Consider the following 23,475-nt stretch of genomic DNA (forward strand, 5'->3'; position numbering starts at 1 on the left):
TGCAATCCTTATGGGCATCATTTTAAAGCGGCTGGGGTTTCAGCACGGCCACGGTTCGGTTGGCAGGTATCAGATATTTGCGGGCGACAGCCTGAATCTGTTCGGGGGTGATGGCGGCCAGTTTTTCAACCAGGGCGTCGGCTTCGCGCCAGCTGCGGCCGATGGCTTCCATGCGGCCAATCTGATTGGCCTGGCTGGAAATGGAATCCTGCTGATAGACAATGCCGGAGATGATCTGGGCTTTCACCCGTTCCAGTTCGTCCGGGTCAGCCAGTTCCGTTTGCAGCCGTTCGATTTGTTCGTAAAAGGCCGCCTCCAGTTGCTCGATCGAGTAATCGTTGGAGGGCACGCCGCTGAAGTAAAACAAGGAATCCCCCAGGGACACGCCACCGTAACCGGCTCCGGCGCTGGCAGCAATGCGCTGATTGCGCACCATCTCGGTTTCGATGCGGGCACCATAGCCACCGTCGAGTACGCCGTTTAACATTTGCAGGGCATAGATGTCGGATTCATCCTCGGCGGTATTGATGCTGGGCACATTGTAGCCAATCAGCAGGGTAGGGATCTTGGCCGGGATGGCAACCTCAATGCGGCGTTCGCCATTACCCTGAATTTCACGGTTAAGGGGTCGCTTGGGCACATCCCCAGCGGGAATGACACCGAAATAGCGCGACGCCAACTCAAACACTTCCGGTGCCTTCACATCCCCCACCACCACCAAAATGGCGTTGTTGGGCACATACCACTTTTTATACCAGTTCCGCGCATCCTGAGCGGTCATATTGTCCAGGTCATGCATCCAGCCAATGACCGGGTTGTGATAGCCGGAAGACACGTAAGCCGCGGCCATAAAGCGTTCGTAGGCCACGGCATTGGGTTTGTCGTCGGTGCGCAGACGACGCTCTTCCTTCACCACCTCAATCTCTTTGGCGAACTCATCGTCTGGCATGATGGCGTTCTGCATGCGATCGGCTTCCAGTTCGAGACTGAGAGGCAGATTGTTGGCGCTCATCACCTGGTAATAACCGGTGTAATCGTACGAGGTGAAGGCATTCTCGCTGCCGCCATAGTTGGCGATCAGTTTGGAAAACTCGCCGCTGGGCACTTTGTCGGTGCCTTTGAACATCAAATGTTCCAGCACGTGGGATACACCGGTTACCCCGGCATGTTCATAGCTCGACCCGACTTTGTACCAAACCTGAGACACCATGACCGGCGCGCGGTGATCCTCCCGCACGATGATCTTCATGCCGTTATCCAGGGTGTGGGTAAAGGTGCGATCTGCAGCCGAGAGGCGGCCAGTGGCCTGCGCCGAGGCCAGTAGCGGTGCGCTGGTAAGCAGGCCGGTCAGGGCCAGAATCAGGGTTGTGCGTTGTTTTAATATCACCATCGTTATTCGTCTTATAGCAAAAGGGATGGGTGTGCGAGCAGTATGAGACAGCGATTATGCGCTGAAATTCAGTGTGGTGCAGTGCCAATTTGCCTTGGGCAACGACAAGCCAAACTCCCCGGGGCGGAAATTTTACCATTCTTCTTGCTGGGTTATTTAGCTGCTGAGTCATATTCAAACAAATGATAGGATACTGGCCAGCGAATTGGACTGAAAAACGATTTCGAGGTTGTATCATGGTTAACCCCGCTCACGAAGCTGCCGTATTTGAGCGCATGTTCGGACCGGATGCCTATGCCCTGCGCGGACCGCAGGTGCTGACTGAACAGGCTCTGTTTGCCCGCTTCTTTGATGCCGAGGCCGCCAATCAGGCGTTGATGGCACCACCGATGGAGGTGGTTGCTCCCCCCGAGCCTGCAGCTGCGGCAGTCAAGCCTGGCGTTGATGTGACGCCCAAGCCGGTTGCCGAGCCAGTTTCGTTCTTTGCTCGAGTTAAGCAAGGCCTGGGGCGCACCCGAGCGGGGTTGAGTGATGGTCTGGCTGGTTTGCTGATGGGCAAGAAGGCCATTAACGACGACCTGCTGGAAGAAATCGAAACCCAGCTGTTGGTGGCCGATGTGGGTATGCACGCCGCCACCGCAATCATTGCAGCCATCACAGAGCGTATGAATCGCCAGGAACTGAAAGATTCCGATGCGTTGTATGACGCCCTGCAGCAAGAGATGGCCGCTATCCTGCGTCGCTCCGACGACGGCGGCGGCTTGCAGATCGACAGCAGTAAAGCCCCTTATGTGATCCTGATGGTGGGTGTAAACGGCGTTGGCAAAACCACCACCATCGGCAAACTGGCGAAAAAACTGCAACAGGAAGGCAAATCCGTGATGCTGGCGGCAGGGGACACCTTCCGTGCTGCCGCAGTGGAGCAGCTGCAGGTATGGGGCGAGCGCAACAATATTCCCGTGGTGGCGCAACACACCGGTGCCGATAGCGCCTCGGTGATTTTTGATGCCCTGCAATCGGCTCAGTCGAAAGGGGTTGATGTGTTGATTGCTGACACCGCCGGCCGCCTGCATACCAAAAGTAACCTTATGGATGAGCTATCCAAGGTTAAGCGGGTGATGGGCAAGCTCGATGGCAGCGCACCCCACGAAGTCATGTTGGTGCTGGATGCCGGAACCGGTCAAAATGCCCTCAACCAGGCGGAGCAGTTCCACCAGGCGGTGGGGGTTACCGGTATTACCCTGACCAAGCTGGACGGCACCGCCAAGGGTGGTATCGTGTTCGCCATTGCCTCCAAAATGGGCTTGCCGATCCGTTTTATCGGGGTGGGTGAGCAGATTGACGATCTGCGCCCGTTCCAGGCGGATGAGTTTGTTCGCGCTTTGTTTGATCGCTGAGCCGGGGCGCTTCGAATGTTGCACTGCCATCGGTACGAAATGCGGGAAATATGATTCACTTCCACAAAATCAGTAAACGCTACGAAAACGGTAATGATGCCCTGCTCAACATCAGCTTTGAGTTGGATCAGGGCGAAATCACCTTCCTCACCGGGCATTCCGGTGCGGGCAAAAGCACCCTGCTGAAATTGATCATGCTGATCGAGCGGCCCAGCGGCGGACGTCTGATCGTCTGCGACCAGGACACCGCCAAGGTGGGCCGTTCCGCCATCCCGTTTTACCGGCGTCAGATCGGTATGGTGTTCCAGAACCACCAATTACTGTTTGACCGCACCGTTTACGACAACGTGGCGCTGCCGCTGATCATCGCAGGCTACCGCCCCCGCGAAACCGGCCGCCGGGTGCGGGCCGCATTGGATAAAGTCGGCCTGCTGGATAAAGAGAACCTTAGCCCAATCGCACTGTCTGGTGGAGAGCAGCAGCGCGTGGGTATCGCTCGTGCCGTGGTCAACAAACCGCGCATTCTGATAGCCGATGAGCCAACCGGTAACCTTGATCCCGAGCTTTCTGCCGAGATCATGGATCTGTTCGACCAGTTTTCCCAGGTGGGGGTGACCGTGCTGATCGCTACCCACGATCTCGGCCTTATCTCCCGTTATGATCATCGATTATTATCGCTGGATTCCGGTCAGCTGATCAGTGATGGCACCGACTCCATCGCGGCCGATCCCCATCATCAGATTTACACCGGGGGTTACTGATGAATCAGCCAACTGCACCTAAGCCTGCCCCGAAAGGTGCTACCGCCGCAGGCACAACCTTCAGCCAGCGCTTTCAAAGTTGGCGCGAACACCACAAAGAAGTTGCACTGGAAAGCCTGCGCCGTTTGATGGCAACGCCGCTGCCAACCTTGATGACCATATTGGTGATCGCCATTTCACTGAGCCTGCCTGCCGGGCTTTACGTTATGTTGAAAAACGCTGAGACCATCAGCAACGATTGGGATGGCAGTGCCCAGATCTCACTGTTTTTGCGTTTTCAGACCAGCGCCGAACAAGGTCGTAAACTGGCCGACACCCTGGCCAAAAGAAGCGATGTAAAACGCACCGAGTACATCTCCCGCGAGCAGGCATTGGCAGAGTTTCAAGAGCAAAGCGGGTTCGGTGATCTGCTACAGGAACTGGGGGAAAACCCGCTACCGGCCGTAGTGGTGGTGTATCCCTCGGTGACGGATTTAAATGCAGCCGAAAAGCTGCGCTCGGATCTGGCCAGGCAAGGGGAAGTGGACTTGGCTCAGCTGGATGCCCAATGGGTGCAGCGCTTGTATGCCATTCTGGAGCTGGGGCGGCGTTTGGTGGCCGCGCTCAGTATCGGATTGGCTCTGGCGGTGCTGCTGGTCATCATTAACACCATCCGGCTGGCCATCGAAAGCCGTCGCGACGAAATCATCATCGTCAAACTGGTGGGGGGCACCGATGCCTTCGTGCGCCGCCCGTTTATGTACACCGGTCTGTGGTATGGCTTGGGGGGCTGCCTGATCGCACTGATGCTGATCCAGACCGTGCTCTGGTGGCTGGATGGCCCGGTGGCTGCCCTGTCTGATCTGTATCGCAGTCAGTTTGAACTGAGCGGCCTGGGGCTGGAAGTCTCCTTCCTTATGCTGACAGGCAGCGTTCTGATCGGGCTCGTCGGAGCGCGGCTGGCCGTGAGCCAGCACATTCGCTCCATTGAGCCGGGTTGATCGCAGGTTTTATTGCGTCATACCTATTGAGTAATAATGCGGAAGTTGCGGTATCCCCAGCACAGCACACCGATATCATCGAGCGCACAGCTGTAGCTGAGTGCGGCCTCCACATCGCGAGGATTGCGTAAGTGATCATGGGGCACCACACTCTGCTGGTATCGGTTCATGCCGCTGGTGCTGCCTTCAACCCCGGCACCCCAGCACACCACGCCTTCATCGGCCAGAGCGCAGCCATGTTCGTAACCCACACTCACGTCGGTTGGGTTCGTTAACACAGGGGCATTGAGTTTCCCGTAGCTGTTGGAGCCCCAGCACTGAATACCGTTGTCATCAATTGCGCAGCCGTGATTGTTTGCCACGTCGATGGCAGTAGGATTGCTTAAAGCCTGCGATGCCAAAGCACCCCAGCACACGGCGGCAGTGGGTTGCAGGGCGCAGCTATTGTCATTGCCCAACGCCAAGGTGGAAACCGGGCCCAAGGTATCGGGCGCAGTCGACTGGCCACTGAAATCATCGCCCCAGCACGTCACGCGGCCTGCGCCATCAATAGCACAATTGTGGTCGTACCCTGCTTCCACCTTGCGTGCACTCTGGATGACGTCGGCGGGTATCCAGGTTTGATCAACGTTGTTATCACCAAAGCAGGCCAGCCCATTGCGGTCGATATAGCACTCATGGCGATTGCCAATGCCCAGGTCAGTGATTTCCTGCAGTGTGTTCGGTACGTCTGCCCCGTATCCCCAGCAATGCACGCCATCCTCACCGAGTGTGCAGACTTGGCGTTCTGCTGCTACGATCTTGAGCGGTCGGGACACACTGCGTGGGACATTGTTCAAGCCGTTATAGTTGTCACCCCAGCACACCAACTGATTGGCGGCGAGAACGCAAACGTTGCGGTTGCCAGCACCAATGGCGCTGATGTCCGCTAAGCCTGCGGGAATATCCAGTTGGCTCGATTGATTGCTGCCCCAGCATTGCACCGCATCATTTACCACCACGCAGGTGTGCGAGCCGCCAACGGCAAAGCCATCGATGGAGCCCTCAATGATGGGCACATCCAGCTGCCCCCATTGGCTTTCACCCCAGCACATCACGTTGCCATCCTGAATCGCACAGGTATGAGCATTACCCGCGCCGATCACGGTGGGGTTTACTAAACCTTCAGGCACGATACTTTGACCGGCTTGCGGAAACCCGCCTTCATCCACCATGCCTGCGCCCCAACAAACCACGCCGGTATCGGTGATGGAACAGGTATGGTGAGCGCCTGCGGTTATAGCGGTAGGGTTAACCAACCCGGCAGGCACCGTGGACTGACCGTGTTCGTTACTGCCCCAGCAATGCACAGCAGCGTTTTCTATGGCGCAGGCGTGATACCACCCTAATGCCACCTTGTTTGGGAACTGCACGGCGTCGGGCACCAGGGCGATTTCCTCGTCCCCCCAGCACACCAGGCCAGAATCGGTTTCCGCGCAGGAGCTACGGGTGCCTGCATACAGCGCTTGGGCAAGGGTTACGCCTTCGGGAATATCGAGTTGCCCGGCATCGTTGCCACCCCAGCACTCCAATCCCACTTCACTTTGTGCGCAGGCATGGTGGGTGCCGATGGCAAAGGCAGCATCAAACTGCTTTCTGATAAAGCGAGCGGTTACCTTTTTATTACCAGACCAATCCGTGACCTTCACAGAGCATGGCTGCTGACCGGAACAGGCGCCTTCCCAGCCTGCAAATTCATAACCCTCATCGGCGATGGCGGTCAGCACTTCCGTATATTGCGGTGAATTATTTTTCAGCGCCTGCGAGTTAACCTGGCATTGATCGCCACATTCGATCAATCCACTGGCCGAACGCACTGTGCCGCCACCTTCATTAATTACCGTCAGTTGACAGGCCGATAACCATAACAGGCTCAGGAGCAGAATGATTTTTTGAGCGGTGTGCATAGAAATCCTTTTCACTTGGTGATGTGGGTGGCGTGTTGCAGGTTCTGGCTAATTCAGCACGGTTTTTATAAGGGCGCAAGATCATGAGGCCAGAGGGGGCACGCGTACAGCACCTGTTTGTCCTCTTGAGAACCGGGTCACTCTTAAAAGGGCTGGCTGATGCTGAATTCCAGCAGCAGTACACTCAAATCCGTTTTGATATCGGTGCCAAAAAACGGATTGTAGATAAAATTCAAAGGGTCGGTGTCGTTGCCCAGGGGGCTGGTGCCCGAGGGCATATCCAGTGAGTTTTTAAAATAGGCGACACCCATATCCATCACACCGCCGCCTTCCAGCTTGAGACTGAAACCCGCACCATAAAGCTTACCGGATCCCATGGGCAGCAACGGGGTATAGCCACCGCTGGGCAGTGAGGTGGGGCGATCCTCCACCCCCACTCGCAAGGCCAGCTGATCCGACCACTGATATTCCATGCCCACCGCCCAGTTCCAGGTGTCTTCCAACCCCAGTGGGAACACCAGCGCATTGCGGGTGGATTCACCCACGAACTCCGCCAAACGCAGAAAATTAATGGGTTTGGAGAACTCCAGGGGCAAATCCTGCCATGATGACCAACCCGAGAACTTGTAGTCGACATTCAGTTTGACCTCGGGGGTGACTTGAATGCTGGTACCAAGATTAAACAGCTCCGGCATTTCGATGTCCAGAGTGGCTTTGCCCTCGGTCACCGTGGAGGTGTCAGGCAGGCTGTAACCCAGCACCTGAACCAGGTTTTCCAGGCTGCCGTAAAGGGAGCTTTGTGCCAACGGCAGCATAAACCCCAGCCAGCTATCGGAACTGGTCCAGGTGAACTCGCCTTCCAGCGTCATAGGGATGGGTGCCACATAACTCATGCCGAACGACAGCCAGGATGTTGGCCGCCACAGCAAACCCACGTTGAAGCCGATCGCCATGGGTGTCTCCACTTCCATGGCCAGATAGCCCAGCTCCTCATAGGGCGTGAATGTACCGCCGCACAGAAAATCCGTGGGCCTTGGATTGCCCGTATCGGTATTGGCGCAATCCAGCGTGGTGGCTTGCAACTCCCCCAGCCCGAAAATGCTGGGGTTACCACCCCGAAACGGCAGCTCGAACCCGACCCCGCCGTAGTTGAATGTCATTGCCGCACCGAACGAAAACTCGTCATTCACCTGGTAGGCGAAGCTGGGCGAAAAATAGGTGATCTGCATGAACGACATGCGCTGCCCTATCCAGCGGCCCGGATCGTCTTCCGCCCGGTAGAAACCGACCATCATGGGTGAGTAGACATTGGTTGCGAAGGTAATATCGCTGCCAGCAGGGGAGTAAGAGGCGCCGCCCAGGGGGGCCAGCAGAATGGGGACATCCGTCATGCCGAAAACAGGCAGCATAAGCGAAGCCCCTTCGGTGGTGCTTTTGCTGTTGAGGGCGTCATTAAAGTAGTAGCCTTCATCGTAATAGGCTTGATTGCGATAGCCTTCCACCGTGGCGGCTGTTTCCGGGTCGTAGTCTCCGAACGCCATATCAATCGCAAACGTGCCAGCCACCACCTTCAGGTGGCTTTGTCTGCCCTTTAAATCCGCCAACCCCGCCGGGTTGAAATGGATGGCATCGATGCCGGGTGGATCGGCGGTCACGGCATGTCCCAAACTGATGGCCTTGGCGTTACCAATGGTCAAACTGTCAGTTAGAACTGCACTTGCAGGCGTAGCCAGGAGCGCCGCGAGGGCGGTGGCAACGATCCGTATTGTGGTCATCATCCCATTCCTTTTTGTTATCGATTTGGGGCGGCTGGGTTGCTCCTTAACGGTCAGGAGCGGGCCGAGGTGATCGTCAATGATGATTTATGCATTATCATTGCATAAGTTATGTAGTTGATCTACATATTTGTGCAGTCATACTGCGTAACATGGATAGAAGCCCGTTTTAGCCCTTTAATATCAATATATTGGGCGCCAAGTTGGGTGTGTTTGAATGTGAGGGGAACCAATGAAACGAACGCGAAGAACTCAGCAGCAGCGACGGGATGAAACCAGTCAGGCGGTACTGGAGAGCGCCACCCACCTGTTTGGTGCCCGTGGCTACCAGGGGGCATCGCTGGAAGAAATTGCCCACGCCAGCGGCACCACCATTCGGCCGATCTACCATTACTTTGGCAACAAACAAAATCTGTTTCTGGTGGTCACCGAGCAGATGGAGGAGCGGCTATTTATGGCGCTGCTTGAAGTGGATAAAGCCCATGATGGCACCATTGCCGTGGTCGATTACTGGAACACGTTCATGGCCTTTGCCCGCGAACCCGACTTTCGACAGATCGTGTTGGTGGATGCGCCCACTGTGCTCGGCCGGGAGCGGTGGGAGAGCTCGCCGGTGGTGGCGCGCGCCATTGAGCTGCTGTCCTCCATGCTGCCCCATATTCAAGCGGAAACGCGCCTGCTGATTGCGCGGATGGCGGTGGCAGCCCTCATAGAAGCCGCCATGTCGATGGCAGAGCCGGGCAATACCCGTAAAGAACAGGCGTTTGATGATGTCTCGGCCATGATCAAAACCGCACTTCAGTCCATTACTGTTGTGAAGTAGACCCGTGCAGTGGCGACGTAAGTTAGTGCTTGCTTACTGCCTGGCCCCCGATATAAATGATTGCACTGCGGATTGAGGTCACAAGCCACTTTTCTGCGCCAATCTACTTGAAAATCAGGCCAAGAAAGCCCATAAATACCAGTCCCGGCCCCGGGGGAATGTCATGGAATCGGGGAACTTTTGGCAGTATTAGCACTCAAAGGTTCAGAGTGCTAAACTCGGTCAGATCCGACGGAGGTTTATTGTATGAGTAGCGCCCTTCAACCTGCTTTTGTCACCGCACCCGGTGTCAACCTGGAAGCCTATGTGCAGTCTGTACAGACCGTACCGGTTTTGAGTGCAGAAGAAGAAAAGACCCTGGCAGAAAAATTGTTTTTTGACGGTGATGTGGATGCAGCTCGCCAGCTGGTATTGTCTCATCTGCGCTTTGTCGTGCATATCGCCCGCTCTTACAATGGCTACGGTCTGCCCCAGGCGGATCTGATTCAGGAAGGCAACGTGGGCTTGATGAAAGCCGTAAAACGCTTCGATCCCACCGTAGGTGTGCGATTGGTGTCCTTCGCTGTGCATTGGATCAAAGCCGAAATTCACGAATACGTACTGCGTAACTGGCGCATTGTGAAGATCGCCACCACCAAGGCTCAACGTAAGCTGTTCTTCAATTTGCGTAGCCAGAAAAAACGCCTCGGCTGGATGAACACCGACGAAATCAACGCCATCGCCGCTGATTTGGGAGTGAATGCTTCCGACGTGCGTGAGATGGAAGGTCGTCTGGGTGCGTACGATGCATCGTTTGATGCGCCAGTGGATGCCGATGACGACAGTGTTGGCCAAGCGCCGGTTTATTTCCTCGAAGACAGCAGCATGGATCCGGCTGTCATGCTGGAAAGTGATGATTGGGAATCTTCCCATAACGAACGCCTTTATCAGGCCCTCACCATACTGGATGAGCGCAGTCGCGACATTCTGCAGCAGCGTTGGTTTGATGATGAGAAGGCCACATTGCATGATCTTGCGGCCAAATATGAAGTATCGGCAGAGCGTATTCGCCAACTGGAAAAAAACGCCATGAAAAAGCTAAAGGCGCATATGCTGGAGGCTTAAGTCTTTCTGCCAGTATCTAAAAGGCCGATCCAGCAGGGTCGGCCTTTCTTTAATTACGAAGTGTAAAATACCTTAACTGAAATCCAACCGGCAACTACGTTATACTTGCCTGAATTTCACTTCGGCTTGTTAATTTTATTTTAAGGGACCAAAAATGAAGTTAGTCCGTGTTGTTGGTGTCGCACTGGCCGCTTTAGTTTGCGTTGTGTTTGCCGACGACGCCATGGAAGCCACCAAAGGTGTGTTCGCCACTCAAACCGCCACTTCAGGTTCCACCCTGGATGGGTTGTGGGTGTCCAACTGTTATCAGTTTGAAGATGACGATTATCAGGTGCGAACCTTTGAGTTTGTGCTGGATCACCTTGCCACCATCACCACCATGAGTTATCCCGATCAGCATTGTTCCGACTCGCCCATGGGGTCTACCGTTATTTCGGCGACCTGGGATTTGGGGGAGCATCGGGTCACAGAAGAAGGCCTGTTGGCTTACACCCTGGATGTGTTGTTGAAAGCTGGCCCGCGCCAGGAGCTGACCACCGTCAATCAGATCGTACATTTTCAGGAAGAGTCCTTCATTTTAGGCATCAATCGGCAGCTGGATATGTACCCGGATCGCCTTGACTGGGAAATCAGCTACACCCGCGTAGAGCAGCCTTGATCTATCTTTTGGGCAATTGATTGGGGTATAGCCTTGCGCTATTCTTGCCCCGCATTTTTGCGCCTAACATTTCGTTCAATTAAATTGGGGATAACTCATGTCCATGTTTAACAAAGTGGCAACGATCAGTGCTGCTTCTGCGCTGTTGTGCTTATCAACAGCCCACGCTGAAACCACTCAACCGCAGCAGGTGGAGTCTGATGGTGCTATTCATCTGGCTGAGCGCTGGATATTCAATGTTAATGTCGAAAGCTTGTCGATTGATGAAGAAGTTGCTGCCCTGGAGGGTGTAGAGCCTGACGCGTTCGCGATTAACATCGAGGCTGAGTATTTCTTCAATGATAACCTCTCCACCGTGATTGGGTTGGGTTATCTGGGTTATGACGATAATGAGGAGTTTACCCAGTTGACCGAAGACGCATTCGGCGACGTGGATAATTCAAGCTCTACCGCCTCTGCATTGCCGCTGGTGATGGATGTGGGTTACACCCGCTTCTACGCAGGCAAGGTGCCTACTTATGTCTCGCTGCGCGGTGGCCTTACTCATATGTTTGCATCGGAGCGATCTATTGAAAACTGCTCGGATTGCTCGTCACAGGATATCAATGTGGATGGAGGCATGTTTGTACAGGCAGCCGCTGGTATAAACCTAGGCCGCTCCTTTAACCTGGGTATTTTTTATAAAAACTACCTGTCAGGTGATCTGGAGGATGCCATTGGTTTGAAACTGTCGTTCGGACACTTTCGATCCCGTTGATCCCGTGATGACAATAAATCAGGCTCGCTTGCCGCGTACGGAAGCGTAATAGATCAAAGGAATCACCACCAGCACCAGTACTGTTGAAAACATGAGGCCGCTGACAATGGCGGCGGCAATTGGCCCCCACAGTAGCGACTTACCGCCAAAGCCTACCGCGAGGGAGAACAGACCGGCGATGGTGGTGGTGCTGGTGATCAGAATGGGAATCACCCGGCGACGACCGGCGTAGATGGTTGCATGCAGGGGGCCCATGCCCATCTGCATTCGATTGTTGGCCGCCGAGATCAGTACAATAGCTGAATTTACCGCAATGCCTGATAAGGCTACGACACCGTACATGGTGGAAAAACTCATGGGGTTGTTGGTGATGACCAGCCCGAACACAACGCCGATAAAGGCCAGTGGAACGGACACTAAAATCATCAGCGGTTGCCAGTAGCTTTTAAATTGGGTGCCCAGGATCAAATAGATCAGGCCGATACCAATGGCAAACAGCATGCTGATGTTGCTCAGGTTTTCTTCAATGTCATCAAGCAACCCTGAGTAATCCAGATCCACCCCCGGATGTTGCGCGCGGATGCTTTCCCAATAATCTTTGATTAATTGATTGGCTGCCACGGCATCAATTTTATCCTCGTCAATGTCTGCGGCGATGGTAATGGATCGTTTGAAATTGTAGTGGCGGATGTTCTGATAGCCGCTGCCGTAGGCGGCCTTCACCAGGGTGCCCAGGCGCACGTTGTCACCGCTTGCGGTCGATAGTGTCGTGCTCATCAGAGCGTCCAGGTTATCATCGCCGGTTGGCTTGGAGAGCACGCGGATGTCTACTTCTTCGCCGAGGCTTTGGTACTGTCCGATGAGCAGTCCATCCACACGGCTTTGCAGGGCGCGGGTGACCACTACGGGTGATATGCCTGCCCGTTGAATGGCATCCCCGTCCAGAGTCAGTTTCAATGTCGGGCTGCCCGTTTTGAAATCGGTGTTGATGTTCTTGAACAGAGGATTCCGGTTCAAGTGGGCGCTGATCTTCTCTACGACGGCTTCAATATCTTCGAAGCGATCACCTCTTACTTTCACACTGATAGGTTGGCCTACGGGTGGGCCGTCTTCCAGCACCAGCACCGACACTTTAGCGTCCCCCAGGGTTTTGCCAACGGCTGCTTCTACTGCGGCTATGGCGCTGTATGTGTCTCGCATGCCACTGCGAATGGGTTTCAGGCTGATCAGCGCCTGGCTGTAGTTTTCACCAAAGAACGGTTCGGTTTGGGTGAACATCAAGCCACTGTAGGCGGCCGACGAATTCACTTCTTCTGGTAACAATACCGACAGGGCTTTTTGTTCCAGTTGCACTGCTGCTTCTAGTGAGTCCTGCAGGGTTTTGTGCGTGGGTAGCTCGGCGTTGATATAGATCAGACGGTAGGGGTCGGCAGCGAAGAAATTAAATTTGATCACGCCGCTGGCCAACAACAGTACGGCGCATAGTGCCGTGGCCAGTACACCGAGCACCGATCGCCAGGGGTGGCGCATAACGCGAATCAGCAACAGGCTGTAATTGTGGCGCAGTTTACGGGTGAGGCGATTGCGTTTTCGTTGCAGCCAGGTTTCTTTATTGAAATTAACGTTCAGGCCAGCCACATGGGCGGGCAGCATCCAAAATGCTTCCAGCAGACTCACAGCCAGGCCAATGCAGACCACAATAGGAATGACCCGCAGAAACTCCCCCATGATGCCCGGTAACAGCATCAGCGGCAGAAAAACCGAGATGGTGGTGAGCACAGATGTGAATACCGGTGCGGCTACCTCTTTCAGGGATTCGATGCCAGCATCCATGGCTTTGGCGCCTTGCTGCAGGCGATAGTAAATGGTTTCCACCACCACCACAGCGTCATCCACCAGCATGCCCAGGGCAATAACCACCCCCAGCAATACGCTGTTGTTCAGGCTCATGTCCATGCTGTGCAGAATGAAAAAGGTGGCCGCCAGGGTGAACGGAATGCCGATGCCGGTGAGCAGGGCGATGTGGCCGCCGAGAAACACAAACACCACCAGTATCACCAGCGCCAGGCCGATGGCCGCATTGCGTTGCATGAGGTCGATGGCATCCCGAGTGCTGACGGTTTGGTCGTCTACCAGCGTGAGTTGATAGCCCAGATCGGCTTGCACACTTTGTTCGCGCTGAATGAACTGATTGACTTCGTCCAGCAGTTCCAGGGTGTTGGCACCTTCCTGCTTGGTGATGTTGAGCAGCACCGCAGGTTGACCCTGAAACTGTGCCAAAACGCCGGGTTCTGCAGAGCTGCGATAGATATCAGCCAGGCTGCCCAAGGCAACGACGCCGTTGGATGTGATCACAGGAAAGGATTCCAGTTCTTCCAGTGAACCGTTGGTGCCTTCCAGTTGCACCAGCCAGCGCCCGCTGCTGGTTTCCATGTCTCCGATGGAGGCATCACTGAAGTAGGCTTGAACGGTGCTGGCCAGATCGCCGGGGTTGATATTCAAGCCTTGTAGTCGCTCGGGATAAAAGGCGATGTGCAGCTCCGGTGCTTCAAGACCCTGGGGCAATACTTCATCGACTCCGCGCAGGCGTTCCAGTGCCAGCTTGAGATTGCTGGCGTAGCGGCGAAAGTTGTCATCCGGTGAGTGGCTGGTCAGGGCGACAATGGCGGTAGGGAAACCGGAAGAGGTGGTGATTTCCCGAATTTGAGGATCAAGTGCTTCGGCGGGCAGTTGATCCGTGTAGATGTTTTGCACCTCCCGGCGCAGATCTGCCACCCGTTCCCGAAAGTCATCTTTACTCAACTGGTTGAAGCGCACCAGGATGGAGGACACGCCTTCGCGGCTGGTGCTGGATACAAAACGCAGATCACGCACGGTGCGACTGATGGTGTCTTCTATTGGATCGGTAATACGCTTTTCTACTTCCAGCGATGCAGCGCCGGGCAATACCGTAGTGATGTCAATCCAATTGAAATTGATGTCCGGATCGCGGGCGCGGGGCATGTCCTGATACGCCAGCAGACCCAATATTATTACCAAGCCGAAGGTCAGGTTGGCCAGTACATGGTTCTCCAGAAAGCGACGCAGCAGATTCATTCTGGAGACTTCGGTTGCAAGGTGTCACCGTTTTGCAGTGCACCCAGTTGGCGGGTGATAACCTGTGTGTCTTCGGCCAGGGAGACGGCCGCAGAACGCCCTGGTATTGCATTGGGGATAACCACAAAACGAGCTGTGCCTTGTTCGTTGATCATGACGCCCAGTTGTTGATTGCGTTGCACGATGTATCGGGCCGGTAGAAAAGGGCGGGGATCTTGCCAGGTTAACTTACCTGCTGTGCCGGGCGGCGGTGGCTGACTGATAAATGCCAGCCGAATTTCCTGATCGCGGGTGGCAGAATTGATGCTGCCGCCCAAGCGCAACAAGCGCACTGGGTAGTCGGCACCTGCTGTGAAGGTTAAGCTCTGTGCTTGTTGCAGTTGCGTGACTTCTTCGGGTTTAACTTGAGCGGATAATTCCAGGTGTTGGGTATCGATCATGCTGATCAGCGGAGTGCCGATGGAGGCAAGTTGACCTTCGCTGGCCATGCGCGCCGTAACAATGCCTGCAAAGGGGGCTTTAATGGTGCAGCGCTCGGTGTTGATGGTTGCCTGGCGCAGCGTTATTTTTGCCTGCTCCAGTTCTGCTTCACGGGCAATGGCCTCGGCCTGGAGGGTATCGGCGTCCTCTCGTGAAGCAAGATCTTTTTGCAGCAGTTGGTTGGCCCGTTTTTTCTGACTATTGGCCAGGCTCAGGCGAGCTTCAGCAATGGTGACCCCCGCCTGCGCCAGTTGTCGCGCCAGTTGGTAATCCGTGCAATCCAGTTGCAACAAAGTATCACCGGCGTTTACGGTTGCACTGACGCCGACTTTGATGGCAGCAACATTGGCCTGAATTTGAGCGCTGAGTGTGCTGTGGTTAAGGCTCGCGGTGGTGGCCGGAGCGCTGCGTGTCGGGTGCTCGACGATGTCGCCCAGGCGCGCAGTCAGGGGCTCTGCCATGGCCGATGTGGTGATCATTCCCCAACACAAAAATGTTGTCAGGGAGAGTACTGCTGCCTGCTTCCAACGCATAAGAACACACGGTTGCCGATCAAAAGGAGTCGACAGCATACCGATACTGTCGAGCCATAGCAATTGTGTGTAGAAGTGTTGTTATGCTGTTGAGGCCTCGCTGTAAGTCACGCCTTGCAGCGACTTCAAACCACTTTTACGGTTTGCGGCTTCTGCCATTTTACGCTCTTCGGCGGTGGCGTATTTTTCATCCCACTCCAGTACTTTGGGTGTCATCAATTTGTGCCACAGCGGGGGAATTAATGCCACCGCAATGGTGGTGAGATAGCCGTTGATCATCATCGGTGCATCGCTGTAGGGCTTCAGTTCATGGTAGGGCACTTCGCCTTGAGCATGGTGATGGGAATGGCGGGTCAGGTTAAACATGGACCAGGAGCTGAACCGCTTGTTGGTATTCCATGAATGGCGAGGTTGCACCGGTGTTGCCGGGTTGCGCACCATGCCATAGTGTTCCATGTAGTTCACGATCTCCAGCAGGGCTTTGCCCCACAGGCCGGCCGCGGTAAACATCAGCACGCCTGCCCAACCTGCAATCAGATAGGATGCCACCAGAATCAATGCGCTCATCAGATAACCGCGAATAGCAACGTTGTGGATGGAGAATAAGCCCTGACGTTTTTTCTTGAGGCGCTCCTGTTCAATGTTCCAGGCGCTGATGTTGCCACGCACGGTGGAGATGAGCACATGGGAATAAACGCTGCGGCCCCGTGGCGCTGTGGCAGGGTCTTCGGTGGTGCTCACATAACGGTGATGGCCATAGACGTGCTCGATGGCAAAGTTACTGTCAAAGCTGAATGCCAGCAGCCAGCGCCCTACAAACATAGAGACAGGGTCCCAGGTGCGATGGGTCAGTTCGTGTCCGGTGATGGTGCCCACCATGCCGATCATCAGTCCGGTCATGATGACGCCCCAGAACAGATTCCAGCCGCTGGTTGTGTCGCGGGCAACAGCCATGTCGTAGCCGGACAGTTGTTGCACCAGTGCGCCGTAGCCTAATGGATCGCCGTTGCCCACCTGCCAAAGAAAAGTGAACACAATAAAGCTAAGCAGTGGCAGCGCCATCCACAGCTGCCATGTCAGGATGCCCGGCGCTTTGTAATCGGGGATGGTGATGTCGTCTCCCAGTAAGGCATCCAGCATCACGTAGCCGAGAAATATACTGAGGAAGCCGACGGTCATCCAATCGCCACCCAATGTCAGAAACAGCGCCGCCAGCAGGCCGATGCCGTGGAACAGAAAAAATTTAAGATAATGGAACATGAATGTAGACCTTCCCTTATGGATGTTGTTGCTATGCAGTTTTCTGATGGTTGGATTTGTCTAAAAACTTATCGCTGAATATTTGGTCTGCGGGGATGCCCAGCTGTTGCAGGCAGGATTCTGCGGCATCCAGCATGGCCGGTGGGCCACACATGTAAGCCTGCGCAATGGGGCTGGCATATTGAGGCAACCATTCAGTCACCAGACCGCGAGCACCTTGCCAGTCTGAGGCGTCGGGCTCTTCCGATAATACGGGCACAAACATAAAGTCCCCGGCCCACTCTTTCTGCAGGCTCTTGATCTCATTCAGGCAGTACAGATCCTGTTGAGTGCGGGCACCGAACAGAAACACCACCGGGCGAGGGCTTTTAAACCGCAGCGCATCTTCCAGTAAGGCTTTGACTGGTGCCAAACCACTGCCACCGGCAACGCACAGAATCGGTTGCTCACTTTCCCGCAGATAAAAGTCGCCAAACGGGCCTTCTACCTGCACTTGGGTATCAACGACATCGCCCTGGGCCCAAGACGACATTGCGCCTCCGGGAACCTGTCGAATAAAAAATGAAATACTGCTGACCCCCTGTTGAAGGGCAGCGCTGGCGAAGGAATAGCTGCGGGCCTCGTTGATGCCACCGGGCACCGACAGCAGGGCGTACTGGCCTGCCGCGTAGTGCATGGGCTGATCCAGGGCGATGTCCAGTGCCACGATATCGTGGGTCAGGCGGCGCTGAGTGATGACGGTGCCGGAACAGGTTTGTGGGGTGAATTTGGGGCCACCTGCCTCCAGGTTATCCAGCTTGATGCTGATGTTGCTTTTTGGCACCGCCTGACAGGCCAGTATGTAACCCTGATCCAGTTCCTGTTCCGATAGAATATAGGCGGATTCCGTCAGCTCTTTCACCTTGCCTTCTTTTAACTGGCATTTGCAGGTGGCGCAGCCGCCCACGCGACAACTGTGCGGGAAGCGGATACCCTGTCGCAGGGCTGCGGTCAGGATGGTTTCCTTATCGAGTACGTCGATAGGCGAGTCGATTCCCTCGATACTGACCTGTTTGGGTTTGGAGGATTTAAACAATCCGAACATCGGTAACACCTGCAGCGTGATGCACTGCAATAAGCAGTGGGTATTAAATTATCTGTGTAGGATTGTCCTACAATCTAACCGTAAGATAGCGAAACTGAGTGAAAGCTGCAAGTTTCGCTTAATGATGTGGTGGTATTTTTTTGTATCAAGCGCCGCTGGAGTGGGTAAACTGGCAGCCAGATGACGGCTTGGAAGGGGGTTTTTATGAAGATTTTCATTGTGATAGGTGTGTTTGCCATGGCGATTGGCGTGGTGTTGGGGGCGTTTGGTGCCCACGGCCTCAAGGCGCGAATTGAGCCGAATTTGCTGGCGGCGTATCAAACCGGGGTCGAATACCACCTTTATCACGCCCTGGGCTTGATACTGGTTGGCGTGTTGGCCTACCAGTTTCCCGATGTCTCAGGCCTGAAGTGGGGGGCCTGGTGTTTGATGTGGGGGGTGTTGTTGTTCTCTGGCAGCCTGTACCTGATGGCGGTCACTGGAATCCGTTGGTTGGGGGCCATCACACCCCTGGGTGGCATGGCGTTTATCATTGGTTGGGTATGGATTGGCTGGGCGTTAATCAGGTCTGCCTGAAAGTGGTGGATTTGGCCGGAAAAAGATTTCATAGCCCTTTACGGGCTGTGATCAATTCAACACAATAGTCACCCAGCAAAAACGGGCATTTTATGAACGAATCAGGCACCTCCACCAACCTTATAACGGTTACCGTCAATGGTGACCAACAGCAGCTTGTCTCAGGTGCGACCATCGCCGACCTGCTCGATGGCATGGATTTGCAGGGCAAGCGGGTGGCGGTTGAGTGCAATCTTGAAATTGTGCCCAAGGCCCTGCACGCCACTACCGCGCTTAATACCGGGGATGTGCTGGAGATTGTGCACGCCATTGGCGGCGGTTGAGTAGCGCTGAGATGGCCGTACGTTAGCGAACAGATGAAAAGGGAACCAGGCATGACAGACACAACTCTCAAAATCGGGGAGCGCGAATTCCAGTCCCGCCTGTTGGTTGGCACCGGTAAATACAAGGATCTGGAAGAGACCCGTCTGGCGATTGAAGCCAGCGGTGCCGAAATCGTCACCGTAGCGGTGCGACGGACCAACATTGGGCAAAACCCTGATGAACCCAACCTGCTGGATGTACTGCCACCGGATCGTTACACCATTCTTCCCAATACGGCGGGTTGTTATAACGCCAAGGATGCCGTGCGTACCTGTCGTTTGGCGCGGGAGCTGCTGGACGGCCACAACCTGGTAAAGCTGGAAGTATTGGGCGACGAAAAAACCCTGTTCCCGAATGTCGTGGAAACCTTATCGGCCTGTGAAACCCTGATCAAAGATGGATTCGATGTGATGGTGTATACCTCCGACGACCCCATCATTGCCAAAGAGCTGGAGCAGATGGGATGTGTGTCGGTGATGCCGCTGGCTGCGCCCATTGGCAGTGGCCTGGGCATTCGTAACCCCTACAATATTCGCATGATTCTGGAAGAAGCCAAGGTGCCCATTATTGTCGATGCCGGAGTGGGAACCGCGTCGGATGCGGCCATTGCCATGGAGTTGGGCTGTCATGGTGTGCTGATGAATACGGCCATTGCTGCCGCCCAGAAACCCGTGTTGATGGCGTCGGCCATGCGCAAAGCCATTGAAGCGGGGCGTGAAGCCTACCTGGCAGGCCGTATGCCGCGGAAACTGTACGCCAGCGCATCCTCTCCTATTGAAGGCACCTTTTTCTAAATGACTGAATCCGATCAGCCGCAGCGTCGCCTGCGCAGTTTTGTGCGTCGCCAAGGGCGTTTGACTGAAGGTCAGAGCCGGGCGCTGGATACCCTGTGGCAAACCTACGGGCTGGAAGTGGCCGATGGCATGTTGTCGTTCCCGGATGTGTTTGGTAATGACGGCGATGTGATCGTTGAAATTGGCTTTGGTAACGGCACCTCGTTGCTGGAGATGGCACAAACTGCCCCTGATAAAAATTTTATCGGCGTGGAGGTGCATCGCCCCGGTGTCGGTAAATTGATTAACGATGCTCATCACGCTGGCGTTACCAACGTCAGAACCTTCTGTGATGATGCCATCGATGTACTGCAGCACAATATTCCTGCTAACAGTCTGGCGGGTGTACAGCTATTCTTCCCAGACCCTTGGCATAAAAAGCGTCATAACAAGCGCCGCATTGTGCAGCCTGAGTTCGCCCAGAAGATCAGGGCTAAATTGAAGGTGGGTGGATACTTTCATATGGCCACGGATTGGGAGCCGTATGCCGAACACATGATGGAAGTGATGTCGGTGGCTGAGGGTTATGACAATCAGGCGGGGCCGAACCAATATTCCCCTAAACCCGATTATCGGCCCAATACAAAATTTGAGCGCCGTGGCGAACGGTTAGGCCATGGCGTATGGGATTTGGTGTTTATTAAATCGAGCTGATCTTAATTGGGGCTCATAAAAATAAGAAAGGTAATAAAGATGCATCGCATACTGGCACTGGTTCTGTGCGCGCTGTTGTGCGCCCAAGCCGCGTGGAGCTATACCCCGGAAGACACAGCCATGCTGATGCCGGGCCCATTCCAGAATTGGAAAACCCTGGAAACCGATCACTTTCGCATTAACTATCGTGAACACCACCTGCCGTTTGCCCAGCGCCTGGCTGCGGTGGCAGAAAAGGTTTACATCAAACAGACTCCGCGCCTGCAGTGGGAGCCGAAAAAGAAAACCGAAGTGGTCATCACGGACACCTATGACGGATCCAACGGTGGCGCGACGGTTTTACCTTTTAATCGCTTTTTTATATTCATGAATGCGCCGGTAGAGGGAGAGCTGCTGGATAATGCGCCCTGGATCGAGCAAGTGTTCACCCATGAATTTGTCCACATTCTGCATCTTGATCAAAGCTCCGGTGGCCAGACCACGTTGCGTAATATTTTCGGACGCTTCTTTTTTGCGTTCCCCCAGATATTCAGTCCGGCCTGGGTATCAGAAGGGCTGGCAGTGTATGAAGAAACCGATGCCAGCAAACAGTTTGGTCGCGGTCAGAGCGCATACTATGACGCCATGATGCGGGCCGAGTACCTGAATGGTTTTCGCAGCTTCTCTCAGCTGAGTTATCAGGGCTATTGGGGCACCGATTGGCCCAGTGGTCAGGTGTATTTGTACGGTTATTACTTTTTCGAGTTCCTGCACGCAGAATACGGTGAACAAAAAGCCTTTGAGTACCTGCAGAACTGGAACAGCAATATCATTCCCTGGCGCATGCAGTCGCGGGCGAAAAGGGTCTTCGGCCTCAGTGCAGAAGGGCTGTGGAATCAGTTTCAGGCTTACCTGACGAAAAAGTTCGAGCAGGAAATGGTGTCTCTGCCGGTGGTGGATTACACGCCTGTGGTAGAAACCGGCCGCATTAATGGCAACCCGGTGTGGATGGCCGATGGCAGCTTTTATTATTATCGGGAAGATGGCCGTCGGCACCCCACGCTGCAACACATTGATGCAGATGGCAATGAAGTGCAGGTTGCCGAAGTAATCGAATACCAGCAGATTGATGTGCACCCCCAGGCGGGTGTGCTGTTGTCGCGGCATACGGTGTGCAACAACGTAGATGTGTTTGCTGATTTGTATCGCCTGCAGGATAACGGTGCCTGGAAACGCATCACCGAGTGCGGCCGCTATCCGCGCGCTGCCTGGGCACATTCTGGTGAGCGCATTGCAGCGGTTCACACCGATCGCGGTTTGTCACAGATTGCGATTCTGGACGGTCGTGGCACTTTGCTGCAATTGCTCAAGCCTTTGGCGGCCGGTGAGGTGATTGGCCATATCGACTGGTCACCGGATGATAAAAAACTGGTGGCAGCCGTGCGGCGTGAAGCCACCGGTTGGAACCTTGAAGTGTTGGATGTGGAGCGTGACCTGTGGACGCCGTTAACCCGTAACGATCATCTGGAACAGCGCCCCCGCTTTTCGACTGACGGTAAATGGGTGTATTTCATCTCGGATCAAAAAGGCATGATGAACGTGCGGCGCATGCGCCTGCAGGATGGTCAGGTGCAGACCGTATCCCGTACGCAGACTGCTATTGTGGATTATTCGGTTAATGCCGATCAGAGTTCGGTGCGGGTGGCAGAATACACCGCCCAAGGTGTTGTGATTCGAGAGCAGGCACTGCAATCCTGGGGTGATACGTACGCTGGTTTATGGAAAGATCGCGCAAAGGTGAAGTCGATCGTGAATCAGCCTGATTACAGCGCGGAAGCCTTCACTGATATTTCAGATTACTCACCTCTGGATACCCTGGCACCTACTTCGTGGTTTGCCTTCTTGTATGCAGACAGTGACGATAACAATTGGATTCAGTTTATTCTGCAGGGTCAGGATGTACTGGGTTTTCACCAGTGGCAGTTGGCTCCGGCTTACTATTTTGACAAACAAGAATTCGGCGGCAGTCTGTCTTATGTGGCATATCATCGTTTGGCGTTGCTGGCGGAACGGGAGCTGGATACGGTGCGAGAAGAAGCACCGGGCATCCCCAGCGTGTGGCGACAGGAAACCCGATACCAGGCTGTTTGGCAGCAGCCCATTAATAGCTTTGAAGGTACATTCGAAGTGGATTTTGGTATGGGTAAAGAGGATGTAAAACGGATTATTGATGGCTACGGCGAATACGATTCCTATCGGGATAACTTTGCCGGTGTATCACTTAACTGGTCTGATTACGAACGTTACCTGCATTCCATCAGTGTGGAGAATGGCCGCAAAGTGCGGCTGCTGGCAGAACAGTATGATGCCTTTGGTGACGGTTATCACGATGGCTCTGTGTACAGCTTGGATTGGCGTGAATACTTGAGCCTGTTCGATAACCATGTGTTGGCTTTGCGTGCGGTGCTGGGTAAAGCCGACGACAGTGCCAAGGCGTTTCAATTAGGTAACGAGCTGGATGAGTTGCAAACCCTGGGTGCGCTGATCGGGTTTGGTCGAACCGGTTATACCTTACGTGGCTATTCCGACAATCAGAGCCAGCTGGCCGGTACCAATCTGCGTTTGTATTCGGCTGAGTATCGCCTGCCGGTAGGGGAATGGTTTGATGGCTACACCGTGCTGCCGGTGGGGTTGGGCAAGGCGGGTTTGCATCTGTTTGTTGATCATGGCGCGGCCTGGAGCGCGGGTCAGAACAAGGATTACTACACCGGTATTGGTGCAGAGCTGCGGCCTGATCTGCTGATTGGCTATTCCACTCTTAAATTGGAAAGTACGTTGGGCTTTGCCAAGGGGCTGGATGATGAAATTGGCGAAACCACGGTGTATCTGAGGCTTGGGGCCAGCTTCTAAGCTTCGCTTAACCTGCATTCATTTGCAGTCTTAACTTCCTCATAAACCGGGTGCAGGCTTTCTCGCCCGGTGCCGAAATTCAACTATCCTTAGGGAGCACCCTGCTGCTTCATGGA

General features: G+C 54.6%; 19 protein-coding genes. 12 read left to right on the forward strand and 7 right to left on the reverse strand.

The window, feature by feature from the left end:
• Positions 1-22 precede the first annotated feature (22 nt).
• Positions 23-1,390 (reverse strand): M16 family metallopeptidase, encoded by a 1,368-nt coding sequence (locus Kalk_RS12685; RefSeq protein ID WP_101894604.1) that lies wholly within the window; start codon positions 1,388-1,390, stop codon positions 23-25.
• Between the two features lie 236 nt (positions 1,391-1,626).
• Here Kalk_RS12685 and ftsY point away from each other — a divergent pair, with 236 nt between their 5' ends.
• Genes ftsY through ftsX form a run of 3 tightly spaced genes read left to right on the forward strand, consistent with a single transcriptional unit; the run spans position 1,627 to position 4,528 of the window.
• The gene (gene ftsY, locus Kalk_RS12690; protein WP_199767907.1) at positions 1,627-2,787 is read left to right on the forward strand and encodes a signal recognition particle-docking protein FtsY; all 1,161 of its coding nucleotides are present in this window, start codon (positions 1,627-1,629) and stop codon (positions 2,785-2,787) included.
• Positions 2,788-2,837: 50 nt separating this feature from the next.
• Positions 2,838-3,548, forward strand: a complete 711-nt coding sequence (gene ftsE / locus Kalk_RS12695) for a cell division ATP-binding protein FtsE (protein WP_101894606.1) — start codon at positions 2,838-2,840, stop codon at positions 3,546-3,548.
• Positions 3,548-4,528, forward strand: coding sequence for a permease-like cell division protein FtsX (gene ftsX / locus Kalk_RS12700; protein ID WP_101894607.1), 981 nt, complete (start codon positions 3,548-3,550; stop codon positions 4,526-4,528). Before ftsE ends, ftsX begins: the two co-directional genes overlap by 1 nt.
• A gap of 23 nt (positions 4,529-4,551) precedes the next feature.
• Here the strand turns inward: ftsX and Kalk_RS12705 are convergent, their stop codons facing one another.
• Positions 4,552-6,474 carry an InlB B-repeat-containing protein gene (locus Kalk_RS12705; protein ID WP_101894608.1) on the reverse strand — a complete coding sequence of 641 codons (1,923 nt, stop codon included), beginning with the start codon at positions 6,472-6,474 and terminating at the stop codon, positions 4,552-4,554.
• A 143-nt stretch (positions 6,475-6,617) separates the two neighbouring features.
• Positions 6,618-8,249 carry an OmpP1/FadL family transporter gene (locus Kalk_RS12710; RefSeq protein ID WP_158643477.1) on the reverse strand — a complete coding sequence of 544 codons (1,632 nt, stop codon included), beginning with the start codon at positions 8,247-8,249 and terminating at the stop codon, positions 6,618-6,620.
• Positions 8,250-8,481: 232 nt separating this feature from the next.
• Here Kalk_RS12710 and Kalk_RS12715 point away from each other — a divergent pair, with 232 nt between their 5' ends.
• The 4 genes from Kalk_RS12715 to Kalk_RS12730 all read left to right on the forward strand — a co-directional run bounded on the left by Kalk_RS12715 (position 8,482) and on the right by Kalk_RS12730 (position 11,591).
• Positions 8,482-9,072, forward strand: a complete 591-nt coding sequence (locus Kalk_RS12715) for a TetR/AcrR family transcriptional regulator (protein WP_101894610.1) — start codon at positions 8,482-8,484, stop codon at positions 9,070-9,072.
• A gap of 246 nt (positions 9,073-9,318) precedes the next feature.
• Positions 9,319-10,176 (forward strand): RNA polymerase sigma factor RpoH, encoded by an 858-nt coding sequence (gene rpoH, locus Kalk_RS12720; RefSeq protein ID WP_101894611.1) that lies wholly within the window; start codon positions 9,319-9,321, stop codon positions 10,174-10,176.
• 154 nt (positions 10,177-10,330) lie between these two features.
• A complete protein-coding gene (locus tag Kalk_RS12725; RefSeq protein WP_101894612.1) occupies positions 10,331-10,834 on the forward strand; it encodes a hypothetical protein in 504 nt (167 codons plus the stop codon).
• A 97-nt stretch (positions 10,835-10,931) separates the two neighbouring features.
• Entirely contained in the window at positions 10,932-11,591 is a 660-nt protein-coding gene (locus tag Kalk_RS12730) for an outer membrane beta-barrel protein (protein WP_101894613.1), read from the forward strand.
• Between the two features lie 18 nt (positions 11,592-11,609).
• Here Kalk_RS12730 and Kalk_RS12735 read toward each other — a convergent pair whose 3' ends face one another.
• The 4 genes from Kalk_RS12735 to Kalk_RS12750 all read right to left on the reverse strand — a co-directional run bounded on the left by Kalk_RS12735 (position 11,610) and on the right by Kalk_RS12750 (position 18,044).
• Positions 11,610-14,687 (reverse strand): efflux RND transporter permease subunit, encoded by a 3,078-nt coding sequence (locus tag Kalk_RS12735; protein ID WP_101894614.1) that lies wholly within the window; start codon positions 14,685-14,687, stop codon positions 11,610-11,612.
• Positions 14,684-15,646 (reverse strand): efflux RND transporter periplasmic adaptor subunit, encoded by a 963-nt coding sequence (locus Kalk_RS12740; protein ID WP_158643478.1) that lies wholly within the window; start codon positions 15,644-15,646, stop codon positions 14,684-14,686. The genes Kalk_RS12735 and Kalk_RS12740 overlap by 4 nt, the downstream gene beginning before the upstream one ends.
• Positions 15,647-15,781: 135 nt before the next feature.
• Positions 15,782-16,960 carry an alkane 1-monooxygenase gene (locus Kalk_RS12745; protein ID WP_101894616.1) on the reverse strand — a complete coding sequence of 393 codons (1,179 nt, stop codon included), beginning with the start codon at positions 16,958-16,960 and terminating at the stop codon, positions 15,782-15,784.
• A 31-nt stretch (positions 16,961-16,991) separates the two neighbouring features.
• On the reverse strand, positions 16,992-18,044 hold the full coding sequence (locus Kalk_RS12750; protein WP_101894617.1) for an NADH:ubiquinone reductase (Na(+)-transporting) subunit F: 1,053 nt from the start codon (positions 18,042-18,044) through the stop codon (positions 16,992-16,994).
• 204 nt (positions 18,045-18,248) lie between these two features.
• On the opposite strand from Kalk_RS12750, the gene Kalk_RS12755 reads away from it, so the two are divergent.
• From Kalk_RS12755 to Kalk_RS12775, 5 genes are all read left to right on the forward strand, one after another.
• Positions 18,249-18,620 carry a DUF423 domain-containing protein gene (locus tag Kalk_RS12755; RefSeq protein WP_101894618.1) on the forward strand — a complete coding sequence of 124 codons (372 nt, stop codon included), beginning with the start codon at positions 18,249-18,251 and terminating at the stop codon, positions 18,618-18,620.
• Positions 18,621-18,712: 92 nt separating this feature from the next.
• Positions 18,713-18,943, forward strand: coding sequence for a sulfur carrier protein ThiS (gene thiS, locus Kalk_RS12760; protein WP_267892384.1), 231 nt, complete (start codon positions 18,713-18,715; stop codon positions 18,941-18,943).
• Positions 18,944-18,994: 51 nt separating this feature from the next.
• A complete protein-coding gene (locus tag Kalk_RS12765; protein WP_101894619.1) occupies positions 18,995-19,777 on the forward strand; it encodes a thiazole synthase in 783 nt (260 codons plus the stop codon).
• On the forward strand, positions 19,778-20,470 hold the full coding sequence (trmB, locus tag Kalk_RS12770) for a tRNA (guanosine(46)-N7)-methyltransferase TrmB (RefSeq protein ID WP_101894620.1): 693 nt from the start codon (positions 19,778-19,780) through the stop codon (positions 20,468-20,470).
• 39 nt (positions 20,471-20,509) lie between these two features.
• Positions 20,510-23,359: a TolB-like translocation protein gene (locus tag Kalk_RS12775; protein WP_101894621.1), complete on the forward strand. Its 2,850-nt coding sequence runs from the start codon at positions 20,510-20,512 to the stop codon at positions 23,357-23,359.
• Positions 23,360-23,475 lie beyond the last annotated feature (116 nt).

It is taken from the genome of Ketobacter alkanivorans, assembly GCF_002863865.1.
Taxonomy (GTDB): domain Bacteria; phylum Pseudomonadota; class Gammaproteobacteria; order Pseudomonadales; family Ketobacteraceae; genus Ketobacter; species Ketobacter alkanivorans.

Coding starts and splice junctions, on each gene's coding strand:
- Kalk_RS12685 (WP_101894604.1), bottom strand. CDS start 1,390: ATGGTGATATTAAAACAACGCACAACCCTGATTCTGGCCCTGACCGGC.
- ftsY (WP_199767907.1), top strand. CDS start 1,627: ATGGTTAACCCCGCTCACGAAGCTGCCGTATTTGAGCGCATGTTCGGA.
- ftsE (WP_101894606.1), top strand. CDS start 2,838: ATGATTCACTTCCACAAAATCAGTAAACGCTACGAAAACGGTAATGAT.
- ftsX (WP_101894607.1), top strand. CDS start 3,548: ATGAATCAGCCAACTGCACCTAAGCCTGCCCCGAAAGGTGCTACCGCC.
- Kalk_RS12705 (WP_101894608.1), bottom strand. CDS start 6,474: ATGCACACCGCTCAAAAAATCATTCTGCTCCTGAGCCTGTTATGGTTA.
- Kalk_RS12710 (WP_158643477.1), bottom strand. CDS start 8,249: ATGACCACAATACGGATCGTTGCCACCGCCCTCGCGGCGCTCCTGGCT.
- Kalk_RS12715 (WP_101894610.1), top strand. CDS start 8,482: ATGAAACGAACGCGAAGAACTCAGCAGCAGCGACGGGATGAAACCAGT.
- rpoH (WP_101894611.1), top strand. CDS start 9,319: ATGAGTAGCGCCCTTCAACCTGCTTTTGTCACCGCACCCGGTGTCAAC.
- Kalk_RS12725 (WP_101894612.1), top strand. CDS start 10,331: ATGAAGTTAGTCCGTGTTGTTGGTGTCGCACTGGCCGCTTTAGTTTGC.
- Kalk_RS12730 (WP_101894613.1), top strand. CDS start 10,932: ATGTCCATGTTTAACAAAGTGGCAACGATCAGTGCTGCTTCTGCGCTG.
- Kalk_RS12735 (WP_101894614.1), bottom strand. CDS start 14,687: ATGAATCTGCTGCGTCGCTTTCTGGAGAACCATGTACTGGCCAACCTG.
- Kalk_RS12740 (WP_158643478.1), bottom strand. CDS start 15,646: ATGATCACCACATCGGCCATGGCAGAGCCCCTGACTGCGCGCCTGGGC.
- Kalk_RS12745 (WP_101894616.1), bottom strand. CDS start 16,960: ATGTTCCATTATCTTAAATTTTTTCTGTTCCACGGCATCGGCCTGCTG.
- Kalk_RS12750 (WP_101894617.1), bottom strand. CDS start 18,044: ATGTTCGGATTGTTTAAATCCTCCAAACCCAAACAGGTCAGTATCGAG.
- Kalk_RS12755 (WP_101894618.1), top strand. CDS start 18,249: ATGAAGATTTTCATTGTGATAGGTGTGTTTGCCATGGCGATTGGCGTG.
- thiS (WP_267892384.1), top strand. CDS start 18,713: ATGAACGAATCAGGCACCTCCACCAACCTTATAACGGTTACCGTCAAT.
- Kalk_RS12765 (WP_101894619.1), top strand. CDS start 18,995: ATGACAGACACAACTCTCAAAATCGGGGAGCGCGAATTCCAGTCCCGC.
- trmB (WP_101894620.1), top strand. CDS start 19,778: ATGACTGAATCCGATCAGCCGCAGCGTCGCCTGCGCAGTTTTGTGCGT.
- Kalk_RS12775 (WP_101894621.1), top strand. CDS start 20,510: ATGCATCGCATACTGGCACTGGTTCTGTGCGCGCTGTTGTGCGCCCAA.